Annotated in this window: 12 protein-coding genes and 7 tRNA genes; 15 read left to right on the top strand and 4 right to left on the bottom strand. The window is 34.7% G+C overall.

Features of this window, described 5'->3' with window-relative positions:
- Nucleotides 1–55: 55 nt before the first annotated feature.
- A complete protein-coding gene (locus CLLU_RS07110) occupies nt 56–814 on the top strand; it encodes an acyl-[acyl-carrier-protein] thioesterase (RefSeq protein WP_106008994.1) in 759 nt (252 codons plus the stop codon).
- Between the two features lie 4 nt (nt 815–818).
- Here the strand turns inward: CLLU_RS07110 and CLLU_RS07105 are convergent, their stop codons facing one another.
- Nucleotides 819–2,048, bottom strand: coding sequence for a BaiN/RdsA family NAD(P)/FAD-dependent oxidoreductase (locus tag CLLU_RS07105; protein ID WP_106008992.1), 1,230 nt, complete (start codon nt 2,046–2,048; stop codon nt 819–821).
- 170 nt (nt 2,049–2,218) lie between these two features.
- Between CLLU_RS07105 and CLLU_RS07100 the strand changes: the two genes are divergently transcribed.
- The 8 genes from CLLU_RS07100 to CLLU_RS07065 all read left to right on the top strand — a co-directional run bounded on the left by CLLU_RS07100 (nt 2,219) and on the right by CLLU_RS07065 (nt 3,506).
- Entirely contained in the window at nt 2,219–2,620 is a 402-nt protein-coding gene (locus CLLU_RS07100; protein WP_106008990.1) for a CoA-binding protein, read from the top strand.
- A 164-nt stretch (nt 2,621–2,784) separates the two neighbouring features.
- Nucleotides 2,785–2,859 (top strand) — tRNA-Glu (locus CLLU_RS07095).
- A 13-nt stretch (nt 2,860–2,872) separates the two neighbouring features.
- Nucleotides 2,873–2,948 (top strand) — tRNA-Val (locus CLLU_RS07090).
- Between the two features lie 19 nt (nt 2,949–2,967).
- Nucleotides 2,968–3,044: transfer RNA gene (locus tag CLLU_RS07085), tRNA-Asp, on the top strand.
- Nucleotides 3,045–3,163: 119 nt separating this feature from the next.
- Nucleotides 3,164–3,238: transfer RNA gene (locus tag CLLU_RS07080), tRNA-Glu, on the top strand.
- A 13-nt stretch (nt 3,239–3,251) separates the two neighbouring features.
- Nucleotides 3,252–3,327 (top strand) — tRNA-Val (locus CLLU_RS07075).
- Nucleotides 3,328–3,348: 21 nt separating this feature from the next.
- A tRNA-Asp gene (locus tag CLLU_RS07070) sits at nt 3,349–3,425 on the top strand.
- A 5-nt stretch (nt 3,426–3,430) separates the two neighbouring features.
- Nucleotides 3,431–3,506, top strand: a tRNA-Thr gene (locus CLLU_RS07065).
- A gap of 82 nt (nt 3,507–3,588) precedes the next feature.
- Here the strand turns inward: CLLU_RS07065 and CLLU_RS07060 are convergent.
- Nucleotides 3,589–4,149: a TetR/AcrR family transcriptional regulator gene (locus CLLU_RS07060; RefSeq protein ID WP_158255892.1), complete on the bottom strand. Its 561-nt coding sequence runs from the start codon at nt 4,147–4,149 to the stop codon at nt 3,589–3,591.
- Between the two features lie 138 nt (nt 4,150–4,287).
- Between CLLU_RS07060 and CLLU_RS07055 the strand changes: the two genes are divergently transcribed.
- The 3 genes from CLLU_RS07055 to CLLU_RS07045 are packed head-to-tail and all read left to right on the top strand — an operon-like array spanning nt 4,288 to nt 7,210.
- Nucleotides 4,288–5,019: an ABC transporter ATP-binding protein gene (locus CLLU_RS07055; RefSeq protein ID WP_207655954.1), complete on the top strand. Its 732-nt coding sequence runs from the start codon at nt 4,288–4,290 to the stop codon at nt 5,017–5,019.
- Nucleotides 5,016–6,032, top strand: coding sequence for an ABC transporter permease (locus tag CLLU_RS07050; RefSeq protein ID WP_106008984.1), 1,017 nt, complete (start codon nt 5,016–5,018; stop codon nt 6,030–6,032). The genes CLLU_RS07055 and CLLU_RS07050 overlap by 4 nt, the downstream gene beginning before the upstream one ends.
- Before the next feature lie 32 nt (nt 6,033–6,064).
- Nucleotides 6,065–7,210: an HlyD family secretion protein gene (locus tag CLLU_RS07045; protein ID WP_106008982.1), complete on the top strand. Its 1,146-nt coding sequence runs from the start codon at nt 6,065–6,067 to the stop codon at nt 7,208–7,210.
- A gap of 106 nt (nt 7,211–7,316) precedes the next feature.
- Here the strand turns inward: CLLU_RS07045 and CLLU_RS07040 are convergent, their stop codons facing one another.
- Both CLLU_RS07040 and CLLU_RS07035 read right to left on the bottom strand, forming a co-directional pair.
- On the bottom strand, nt 7,317–8,303 hold the full coding sequence (locus CLLU_RS07040; protein WP_106008980.1) for an ATP-binding protein: 987 nt from the start codon (nt 8,301–8,303) through the stop codon (nt 7,317–7,319).
- Nucleotides 8,296–9,294, bottom strand: coding sequence for a DnaD domain protein (locus CLLU_RS07035; protein ID WP_106008978.1), 999 nt, complete (start codon nt 9,292–9,294; stop codon nt 8,296–8,298). Before CLLU_RS07035 ends, CLLU_RS07040 begins: the two co-directional genes overlap by 8 nt.
- A gap of 257 nt (nt 9,295–9,551) precedes the next feature.
- Between CLLU_RS07035 and CLLU_RS07030 the strand changes: the two genes are divergently transcribed.
- Genes CLLU_RS07030 through CLLU_RS07020 form a run of 3 tightly spaced genes read left to right on the top strand, consistent with a single transcriptional unit; the run spans nt 9,552 to nt 12,101 of the window.
- Complete coding sequence (locus tag CLLU_RS07030) at nt 9,552–10,613, top strand: NAD(P)H-dependent flavin oxidoreductase (protein ID WP_106008976.1); 1,062 nt, start codon at nt 9,552–9,554, stop codon at nt 10,611–10,613.
- Nucleotides 10,614–10,654: 41 nt separating this feature from the next.
- Nucleotides 10,655–11,137, top strand: a complete 483-nt coding sequence (locus CLLU_RS07025) for a MarR family winged helix-turn-helix transcriptional regulator (protein WP_106008974.1) — start codon at nt 10,655–10,657, stop codon at nt 11,135–11,137.
- Nucleotides 11,124–12,101, top strand: a complete 978-nt coding sequence (locus tag CLLU_RS07020; protein WP_106008972.1) for a beta-ketoacyl-ACP synthase III — start codon at nt 11,124–11,126, stop codon at nt 12,099–12,101. Before CLLU_RS07025 ends, CLLU_RS07020 begins: the two co-directional genes overlap by 14 nt.
- The last annotated feature ends 17 nt before the right edge of the window (nt 12,102–12,118 follow it).

Here is a 12,118-nt window from a genome sequence, read left to right as displayed (position 1 = left end):
AAATTATATTATAATATATGTTATATGATAGTTGGGAATAGGGAAGTGATGGATAATGAACAGATCTGTTTTTGAAAAAGAATATGAAGTTAATTATTATGAAATAGATTATGAGGAGAGGCTTCTCATAACCAGTCTTGTAAATTATTTTGGAGATGTATCCACCAAACATTCTGAAGAGATGGGAGGCGGAATAGAGTATTCGAAAAAAAATGGAGTGGCCTGGGTACTGTACAAGTGGAGTATAGATGTGGATCGATACCCTAAGTATGGTGAAAAAATCAGAGTGAGAACCAATGCCTGCTCATTTAGAAAGTTCTATGGCTATAGAATTTTTGAAGTTTTCGATGAAAAAGGTGATATCATAGCCAGAGCCAATTCAATATGGCTTTTGATAGATACTAACAAAAGGAAAATATTGAGAGTGACTAAGGATATGTATGAGATTTTTGGGTTGACTGAGAAGGATAACAGGCCGCTGACTATCAAAAATGTAAAGCTGCCTGAAAAATTCACCATTGAAAAGAGTTTTAATGTAAGATACAGTGACATAGATACCAACAAACATGTAAACAATGTAAAATATATAGATTGGATTATAGAAACCATACCTCTGGATATAATACTTAAATATGCCATAAAACATATAAATATAACTTATGAAAAAGAAGCATTATATGGAGAAAAAATAAGTATATCCACTGAATTAAAGAAACAGGATGATAATTATGTGTCCCTGCATAAAATTACTGATGACAGCGGAAGAGAATTATCCATAATAGAAGCTGTTTGGTGCAGCAATGAAAAATGCTGATGAACTATGTTTCAGCAGCACTTTTCCCTGCCACAAAACCAGAACTCCATGCCCACTGAAGGTTAAAACCACCGCAGTCCCCGTCTACATCCAGTACTTCACCGGCTAAATATAGATTATTTACTTTTTTGGATTCCAGCGTATTACAATTTACTTCATGAGTATTTACGCCGCCGCAGGTAACCTGTGAATTCTTAAAGGAATTGATATCATATACTGTGAATTCCCAGGACTTTAACAAATTATATATATTTTTTTTCTCACACCAGCTCAGTTCGCAGCAGGGCTTATGGATATTGTATACTGAAGCTTCCTTTAAAAGTATGGGTATGATTTTTTTATTTATTATTCCTATGAGAGAGTTATAAACACTTCTGTAATTGAATGTTCCCCAATGGTTTTCCAAAAATTCGGGAAGCTTTTTCTTCTGTATATTTGGAAGCATATCAATTTTAATTTTTACAGATTTTTTATTTAACAGATTACAGGAAGCTATACGGCTTATTTCCAATATGGGAGGACCTGATATACCGTAATCCGTAAATAGAATTTCACCATATCTGCGTTCTTCTGTGTTATTGTCTATTAATATGTCCACATATCCGTTGAATTTCACGCCGGAGAGAGCTCTTAAGTGAACGTATTTTAGTTTCAGCTGTACCAGCCCCGGAACAGGAGTTATTATGCTGTGACCGAGTTTTTTGCATATATCAAAACCTGAACCGTCGGATCCAGTATGTGGTGCTGATTTTCCTCCTGTACACAATATGATCTTATTACATTGATAAACTTCATTCTGGCAGAAAATTTCAAAGTGCTTTTTCCCGGGAGTTATACTGGTGACCCTGGAATTTAGATAAATGGGTATATTTCTGTCTTCAACTGTCATTTTTAATATATCCAATACAGAAGAGGCCTGAAGAGAAAGAGGATATATTCTGCCATTTTCCAGGGTGATGAGGGGAAGTCCTAGAGAATTAAAAAATGTAATAGTATCTTCCAGAGAGTACTTATCTAAGATACTCTTGATAAAATCATGATTTTTACTGTGATATTTGGAAGAATCTATATTCTGGTTTGTTATATTGCATCGTCCATTTCCAGTAGACAGTATTTTATTTCCCATCCTGCTTTTAGATTCCAGTATCGCTACATCTTTCCCATTATCCTTTGCAGTAATCGAAGCCATAATTCCAGAAGCGCCTGCTCCGATTACAATTATTTCGTGAAACAAAAAAAGTATACCTCCTTTTTAATAGAAACTTATAGTTTATATTTTAACTTATTTATGGTATTTTTAACATAGTATATAATTATAAATTATCGAAAAAAATATATATTCACGGAAGATTGTTTATAATACATAGTAGAGATAAAATTATTATATGGAGAGGAGAATGCAAGATGAAGGCTTCTAATTTACTTTATTACAAGAATTGGGTGGTGGTTGGCAATGTTTCCACTGAAGGTAAATATGCATTTAAAATAGTGAATGCCTTAAAGAGTGCAGGCTTTAATGTAATTGGAATAAATCCTAAAGAGGTATTGGGCAAAGGTGTGGATGAATCGTTAAAGAAAGCACTTACTCAGGTCCATGTGCTGGATTTATGTACAAATCCTGCATTGGGTATTGAGATGGTTAAAATTGCTCATGAATTCCATATTGACAAAGTATTGATACAGCCCGGGGCGGAAAGTAAGGAGATATTGGATTTTTGCAATAATAATGGAATAGATGCTGTTTGTGGATGTGCACTTGTGGAATTATCCAAAAGAAATCAGAAAGATGATAAACTGAATAATTAATTTAAAACTTAAAAATTTCTTCTAAGTGTTGATATATAAGGATTTTAGTCGTAATACGGGGAAATAGATTTGATAATCTGGAAAAAAGGTGTTGACACTTCAAAGAATATTTTGTATTATAGACTATGTCAGGTCGCTAGATGCGGCTGAATGGAATGTAGAATGGCCCCTTGGTCAAGTGGTTAAGACACCACCCTTTCACGGTGGTAACAGCAGTTCAAGTCTGCTAGGGGTCACCAACAACTATTGCATGGGCGCATAGCTCAGCTGGGAGAGCATCTGCCTTACAAGCAGAGGGTCACAGGTTCGAGCCCTGTTGTGCCCACCATGTAAAGTTGTTTTAATGTGGCTCAGTAGCTCAGCTGGTTAGAGTGCCGGCCTGTCACGCCGGAGGTCGAGGGTTCGATACCCTTCTGAGTCGCCATGTATACAAGTATGTATATATTTGTAGGGACAATAATGAATTAACTTAAATGAGAAGTCTACTCTAGGGGGAGATTTACTCATTTAAGTTAAGAGTTATGGTATTTTTTAGTTTTATATGGCCCCTTGGTCAAGTGGTTAAGACACCACCCTTTCACGGTGGTAACAGCAGTTCAAGTCTGCTAGGGGTCACCAACAATTATTGCATGGGCGCATAGCTCAGCTGGGAGAGCATCTGCCTTACAAGCAGAGGGTCACAAGTTCGAGCCTTGTTGTGCCCACCATGTAAAAAATTGTTTTAATGTGGCTCAGTAGCTCAGCTGGTTAGAGTGCCGGCCTGTCACGCCGGAGGTCGAGGGTTCGATACCCTTCTGAGTCGCCATACACGCTGGCATAGCTCAGTTGGTAGAGCAACTGACTTGTAATCAGTAGGTCGTGAGTTCGAAGCTTACTGCCAGCACCATGGATAAAAATGGTGAAATAGGTCATCTATTTATTGTTAGATAGTAACAGTGATTAGGTGGTCTATTTTTTATTTGAATTTATTATCTTATGTTAAAAGGTCCCTTAAATAATATTTTAACCATTAATCCCATTAGCTCTTCAGGGGTTGTTTTCATTCCTGTTTCAACCCAGTATGTTATAACTCCTATATTTGCAGAGGGTATATATTCCAGCAGATATTCATTTAAATTTCCTATATTTCTCTTTTCTGCCTTGAATTTTATAGAAAGTTTCTTTTTCATGGTATTTTTTATCTTGTATTTAAATAGATTATCTCCATTTTTACCTAAGAGAGCTTTAAAATAATTCCCGTGTTTTCTTATATAATCAGTTAATTTTTTTATGGTTTCCAAAAAAATATCAAGATCTTCTTTTGTATGAATTATAATATTTTCTGTCTTGATTATATTTACTAAATCAGAAAGTAATTCTTCCTCTATTTCCTCCAGCAGATTATCTATATTTTCGTAATAACTATAAAAAGTTCCCCGATTTAAATTTGCTCTCTGACACAGCTCTTTTACGCTTATTTTATTTATAGGTTTATGGGTGTACAGCTCAATGAAAGTGTCCTTAAGCAGTTGATTTGTTTTTGAGGTCATGTGAATGCTCACTTCGCTTTCAGTTGGATTCATATCATATTTTACACGTAAAATATGATATGAATCAACAAAATCAGAGAAAATGTTTATTATGTACAGCCATCTCTATAGTATAATCAGCATATGAGGAGGAATACTATGGAGCATAATTCTTATAGTGTAGTAGTTGAAAATGTAGACAGGTGCTTTGGGAAACATCAAATACTTTACAATATAAATTTGAAAGTGAGCTGTTCAAAGATATTTGGACTTTTAGGATCTTCAGGCTCAGGCAAGACAACTCTTGTCAAAATGATTGCAGGAATTGATATGCCTACAAAAGGACAGGTGTATGTACTGGGAAAAAAGATGCCTAAACTTTCAATAATGGGCAAAATTGGATATATGGCTCAGTCTGATGCCCTCTATGGAGATATCACTGCAGAAGAAAATCTGAAATTTTTTGCTGCCATGTACAATATATCCAGGGAGAATTGCACAAAGCGTATTTCGGAAGTTATGGAGTTGGTGAATTTATCTGAAAATTTAAAGAAGAAGGTCAATCAATATTCTGGTGGAATGAAGCGGCGCCTGTCACTGGCCATTGCAATGTTAAATCAGCCCTCACTGCTTATTCTGGATGAACCCACAGTGGGCATAGACCCTGTACTTCGAAAATCTATATGGGATGAACTTGACAGATTGAGTAAAAGAGGTACTTCAATTATAATTACGACTCATGTGATGGATGAGGCTGACAGATGTGATAACCTTTGCATGATACGTGATGGAAAGGTAATTGCAGTGGGAACTCCTGATATGCTTAAAAGAAATACTCATTCCAATACTATAGAAGAAGCCTTTTTGTACTATGGGGGTGTTAAAGGATGAGAATTGCCGCACTTACTATACGTATCCTGTGTCAGCTTAGAAATGACAAGAGAACTATGGCACTTATGATATTGGCACCTATTTTTGTTCTCACGTTGATGTCCTATATCTTTAATGGAACACAGTATGATCCTAAAATAGGTGTCATAAATGCACCTGAAAGTTTTATAGAAGAATTGGAGGGAAGATATGCAGTGATAGCCAGATACAGTGAAAGTCAAGCAGATATGCTTATAAGAGAATCAAAATTGGATGCAGTTATAAATTACAAGAGGGGGATTCCTTATATTACACTGGAGGGAAGTGATCCAGGGAAAAGTAAGGCTGTCATTGCACTGGTTCAAAACAGTATTCAGGGTGTGAATCAAGAGGCCAAACCAGATATAACTTATTTATACGGTTATGAGGACATGTCCTCCTTTGATAATTTTGGACCTATGCTTATCGGGTTCTTTGTATTTTTCTTTGTATTTTTAATATCTGGAGTTTCTTTTTTGAGAGAGCGTACTCAGGGAACTCTTGAGAGACTGCTTGCCACTCCAATACGCAGGAGGGAAATTGTATTGGGGTATATTTTAGGATTTGGTATTTTTACCATAATACAGGCAGCACTTATAGCTTGGTTTTCAATTAATGTTATAAATATGATGATGGTGGGTTCTTTTATTTTAGTGCTTATAATTACATTTTTAACCTCCATGGTAGCGTTGACTATGGGAACTGCACTATCAGCTTTTGCAGAAAATGAACTGCAGATGATACAGTTTATACCACTTGTAGTGATTCCACAGGTATTTTTCTCCGGAATATTTGACATGAGTACTATGCCAGCCTGGCTTCAATTGTTTGGCAGATTTATGCCGCTGTATTATTCAGCTGATGCCCTCAAACAGATTATGATACGGGGCAGGGGAATAGCTTCAATTTGGATAGATATTTTTGTATTACTTGGAATTTGCATTGTTTTTATTGTCTTAAATATATTGGCACTTAAAAAGTATAGAAAGATTTAAAATAAGATTATTTTAGGATGAGGGGTGGTTTTATGAAACGACTATGGATGTGTATTATATTTGCTGCATTTATATTGACAGGCTGTGGAGATAAATCTTCTATAACTTTAAAAGGTGATATTGCAAACAATACTGTTTCCGCCAGCAGTACTGTAGGTGGCAAAATAATAAATATGAATAGAAATCAAGGTGAAAAAGTGAAAAAAGGTGAACTGATCGCCCTTGTAGATAATTCCAGTCAAAAATATCAGGTAGATCAGCTGCAGGCAGTGGTTGATATGAAAAAAGCAAAATTGTCTTCGTTAAATGCAGGTACTCGCCCAGAACAAATTGAACAGGCTAAAGCACAAGTCAAGGCTGCAGGTGCCCAGCTGGATTTATTGAAGTCAGGGAACAGACAGGAGCAGATAAACCAATCGGAAAATAATGTTTCGATTGCTGAACAGGATTTAAATGTTGCTCAAACTCAGTACGATAACTCTAAATCGGATTATGAAAAATATTTGATTTTAAATAAATCGGGAGCCATATCTGAAAAAGAGCTGGAAGATGTTAAGTTAAAAATGGATACTTCAAACTATGCGCTTATGTCTGCAAAATCAAAGCTGGATAATGCAAGGCAGCAGTTAAATTTAATGCAGGAGGGTTCTACCTCCCAGGCCATTGAAACTGCCAGCGCAAATTATGAGGCCGCAAACGCCCAGCTGAAGCTCCTTGAAAATGGACCTACCAAAGATGAGATCAAGGCAGCACAGGAAGATTTAAATCAATCCATAGCTCAGCTCACCCAGGCAAAAAATGAGCTTGATAAATACAATATAACTGCATTGTCTGATGGAATTATAATAAGTAAAAATTTTGAATTGGGTGATATAGTGACTGCGGGAAGTAATATTGCAGACATAGCGGTAATAGACGATCTGTATGTCATCTGTTATCTGCCGGACAAGTATTTGGATAAAATACACTATAATCAGTCTGTAAATGTAAAAACATCACTGGGAGTACAGAAGGGAAAGGTATATTATATTGATCTTAAGAAAGAATACACACCTAAAGATAAACAGTCTTCTTCAGACAAAGATCATATGACTACTAAAATAAAAATTTCCATCAAAGATAAAACTGGTACATTAAAATCTGGCATGACGGCAGAAGCTGAAATTCCACTTAAATAAAATATGATTTTACATCATGGAAATCCAAAAAATATAATGGAAACAAGTGTAGATTACTTTAAAGTATGATATCATTCTTGCTTCCATTATTTGGATAAAATAAGTTTTACTTTAAATTCTTATTTTGTATATTTTGTTTTATACGTATATCTTCTCCGAAGAATTTACATAAGGTAAATTCTCCTAGTAATCTGGAGGAAATTCTTTCAGAATAAGATTTTAAAAGTTCTTCCAGATCACAGTTAGTTGATATCAGCATTTTTTTTTGCTTTAAAAGTTTTCTATTCAGTATATTGAAAAGTTCCGTTTTGGAAAAATCCGTTATTTGCTCTGAACCTAAGTCATCTATTATGAGTAAATCACAATTCATAAGAAAATCTTCTAGCTCATTGTCGTTTTTAAATCTTATATTTCTCAAATCTTCTATTAAGGCTTCTGAAGTTCTGTAGACTACTAAAAAACCTCTATCCAGTAATTCTTTTGATATACAATTTGATAAAAAGGTTTTACCTGTGCCTGGATTGCCGTAGAATAGCAGATTCTCATTAGAAGAAGAAAAGTTTTCTATGTACTTCCATGATATAGAAGCTATTTTTTCTATATTTTTTCTAGGACTCGTTGGATTTCTGATGCCCTTGAGAGAAGAATACAGCTTGAAATTAAAATTGTCAAAATTGTTTTTGCTTAAGATATTTGTTAAATCAGAATTACTGTAATATAATTTGATGAGCTTTTGCTTATAACAGCTGCATTTTTCATGTCCTATAAATCCAGTATCCTTGCATTTGGGACATTGATAATGTATTTCCAGATAATCTATAGGATAATTGTTGGCTGCCAGAAGTTCAGATCTTTTAATTTTCAAATCTGTGATTTTCTCTTTTAATTCTCTCAGATATTCATCTCTATTTTCAACATTGTTTAATATATCTATGGACAATTTCAGGCTTAGTTTTCCTATATATTTTTGGATATCCATTACTCTAGGAATTTTTTTTTCAATTTCCTTTTTCCTCGCGTTTAAGGACTGTTCATCTTCTTCTCTTGCTCTTTCATACATTTTCATTATTTTGGAATGGTAGCTTTTAATCATTTTTATCCCATCCTAACAGCTTTTTTTCCAGATCTTGAAAATCATAATTTCTTTCTTTAAAATTATTGAAAGTGCCCTTGAAATTTTTATTTTCTGAATTCCTTTTTACATTTTTGAAATTGTTATAAGAAGGCCTTTTTATATCCTTTTTTTCAATATCTTCTAAAGTCTTGATTTTATCTTTATTCCAGCTGGTCAGTATTCCATCAATGTATTTAAAGTCAGCCTTATTTATTCTCTGAAAGCATATATCACAGGCTTTGTATATTATTTCAAGAGAAAAATTATAGCTTTGAATCCATTTTGTAAGAAGTTCCTCCTGAGGTTTCATAACTTCTCCGTCTTTTATTCCAAGGTAATTTAAGATTCTCCTTATCTTAATCCATTTGTCCTCGTGCTTTTTTATAAAAACTTGAGCATCATTTACATCTTTTATTTTGGCATCAAACCAGGAAAGGGCGGTTTTTTCAATATATCTGCTGCTCACTTTGCCCTTTAATACACAGTATTGCACTAGAAGAAGTATAATCTCTGGTGAAAAATTAAAATCATTTAACCAGCTTATATACATAGTCATTTCCTTTGAAGACAGCGGTCTTCCTATGGATTTTTCTATATCTTCTAGCATATCCTTTATGGAATCTTTACTTAGTTCCTTGAGTAGATTTATATTATCTCCTTTTTCCGTTTCCCTGTCCATCAAATCCAGAAAATCTATATTGTAATTTCCCATATTGTCAATTGGAGTCATTCTAATGACATTTTCCTCGTTCCAGTAGTTCCAGGCATTTAATACATCAGTTTCTAAAAGATGCAGGGCGCTTGCTATAATCTGGGAGCTGACACCTAATTCACCTGATCTGCAATATTTTAATCCTAGAAGATATACCTTGACAAATTCCCCTCGAGCTTTAGGCATAAATTTATCTATAAAAACATTACTTACGGGAGTATAGTCCATTTCTTTAGTTTTAAAAACAAAAGTACTCATGTTTTTTTACCTGCCTTTTGTGAATTCCATTAAAAAACCTATTCTAATAAACTATTATATCAAAATAGGAAAGGTATAACAATGAAGTAAAAATTAAAAAAATTTGCATATGTAGTTATGCATTTATAAAATTATTTGGATATAATAGGAAATATAATTGGTTTTATTGTAAAAGCTATAGACAGTTTTAGATTTTTAATATATACTTTGAGTATCAAAATATTTGATTATCAAAAATTTAAGAGGGGAGAATTACAATGAAATTACCTCCATTAATTATAGGAGATTTAAAGGCTGCTGTGCCCATTATTCAAGGTGGTATGGGTGTAGGGGTTTCTGGATACAGACTTACACAGGCAGTGGCAAAAGAAGGCGGTATTGGTGTCATTTCCACAGTTCAAATAGGTTATAGAGAACCTGATTTTGAAGTGAACACTAGGGAAGCAAATGTCAGAGCCCTGAGAAAAGAAATAAGGAAGGCCAGGGAACTATGTCCTGGGGGAATAATTGGAGTGAATATCATGGTGGCCATAAATGATTATGATTATATGGTAAAAACTTCCGTGGAGGAAAAAGCTGATATAATAATATCAGGCGCAGGTCTTCCGCTCAGTCTCCCTAAACTTGTTTCAGGAAGCAATATAAAATTAGTTCCTATAGTTTCTTCAGGGAAAGCGGCATCTCTCATAATGAGAAACTGGATTAAAAAATATAACAGGATCCCGGATGCAATTGTGGTGGAAGGACCAAAAGCAGGCGGACATCTTGGATTTCACCTGGAACAGCTTCAGGAAGGGAAAGAAAAATTGGAGGATATAGTATGCGATGTAATTGAAGTTGTGAAGTCCTTGAAATGTGGAAAAAAAATTCCGGTTATAGCTGCAGGGGGCATATATACGGGACAGGATATTGTAAAATTTTTAAAATTGGGAGCATCAGGAGTACAGATGGGAACACGTTTTGTGGCTACTGAAGAATGTGATGCACATATAAATTTCAAAAAGGCGTATATAGATTCCAGAAAGGAGGATATAAAGATAATAAAGAGTCCAGTGGGACTTCCGGGCAGGGCTATAAGAAATAAGTTGATACGAAAAGCTGAGAAGGGCAGAATTATACCATATAAGTGTTATAACTGCCTGAAAAAATGTGATCCCGGTAAAACTCCTTACTGTATATCCGAGGCTTTAATTAATTCTGTACGGGGAAATACGGAGGAAGGTCTTGTATTTGTCGGCAGTAATGCCTATAGAGTGAATAAAATAGTTAAAGTTAAAGAACTCATAAAAGAGCTTGTTGCGGAAGCAGAAAATTTATGATATGGATCATAAAATAATAAATTTATTAAAGTGGTGATCTGGTGAACAAAGGTATAAATGTTGTAAATGAATTATTAGTGGATCTTTTTAATGACATTTTAGTAATAGAACAAAAATCCCTTCAGTGCTCAGTGTTTAGAGATCTGTCTATTACGGAAATACATACCATAGAAGCTATAGGAATGTATAAACCGAGAACTATGACGGAAGTAGCTTGCCAATTGGATATAACAATTGGTACTTTAACTACGGCTATAAATCATTTAGTCAGAAAGCAGTATGTGATAAGAGAACGAAGCAATCAGGATAGGAGAATAGTATATATAAGATTGACCAAAAAAGGAAAATTAGCTTTTAGAGTTCATCAAAAATTTCATTCTGATATGGTCAAGGAGACTATAAATGGCCTTACGGAACAGGAAGAGAAAATTTTAGTTCAATCATTGGAGAAATTAAATAATTTCTTTAAATCAAAGTATAATCTTAAAGCTGGGTTAAAGGAGAAAAACAATGAACAAAGTTGAAATTATAGGTACAGGAAGTTATGTGCCTTCTAAAGTTGTGAGCAATAATGAACTGAGCCGTATGGTAAATACCAGTGATGAGTGGATAAGAACCAGAACTGGAATAAGGGAGAGGAGAATATCCCAGGGTGAGGATACCTCGGATATGGCTACAAAAGCCTCAATAGAGGCCATGAAAAGCGCAAATATAGAAGCAGGGCAGATTGATCTTATAATATTGTCCACGGCAACTCCAGATAGTTTTATACCGTCAACGTCCTGCATAGTTCAAAAAAATATAAAGGCAGTCAATGCAACCTGTTTTGATATATCTGCAGCCTGTTCGGGTTTTATATATGCTGTGGACATAGGAGCACAATTTATAAGATCGGGAAGATTTAAAACAGTGCTTGTTATAGGAGCGGAGACCCTTTCAAAAATAATTGACTGGCAGGATAGAAATACCTGCATTTTATTTGGGGACGGTGCTTCAGCTGCTATTTTACAGAGCGGAGAGGAAGAGGATATAATTGCTATACATACAGGAGCGGACGGCAGTAAAGGAAGGGCGTTAACCTGTCCGGCAATACCAGTGAGCAATTTTTATTTAAAAGATGAAATAACTTTAAATAAAAGCAAAGTAAGCATGGATGGAAAAGAAATATTTAAGTTTGCAGTAAAGATTATGGTAAAATTGGTAAAATTGCTTCTGGAAGAATCACATTGCAGCCTGGAAGAAATAAAATATATAATTCCACATCAGGCCAATTACAGAATAATAGAATGTGCTGCCCAGAAGCTAGGAATAAATACAAGCAAATTTTATACTAATCTAGATCATTATGGCAATACTTCTGCTGCTAGTATTGGAATAGCCTTAGATGAGGTATACAAGAAAAATCTAGTAGAAAGCGGAGATAAGATTCTTGTTGTGGGATTTGGAGGAGGACTTACCTATGGAGGAATTATAATTAAGGTGAGATAAATTCATTTGGAATTTTG

This window comes from Clostridium luticellarii, assembly GCF_002995845.1.
GTDB classification, from domain to species: domain Bacteria; phylum Bacillota; class Clostridia; order Clostridiales; family Clostridiaceae; genus Clostridium_B; species Clostridium_B luticellarii.
Note: the sequence above shows the minus strand (reverse complement) of the source record. Positions and strands in the feature narration are given on the sequence as shown.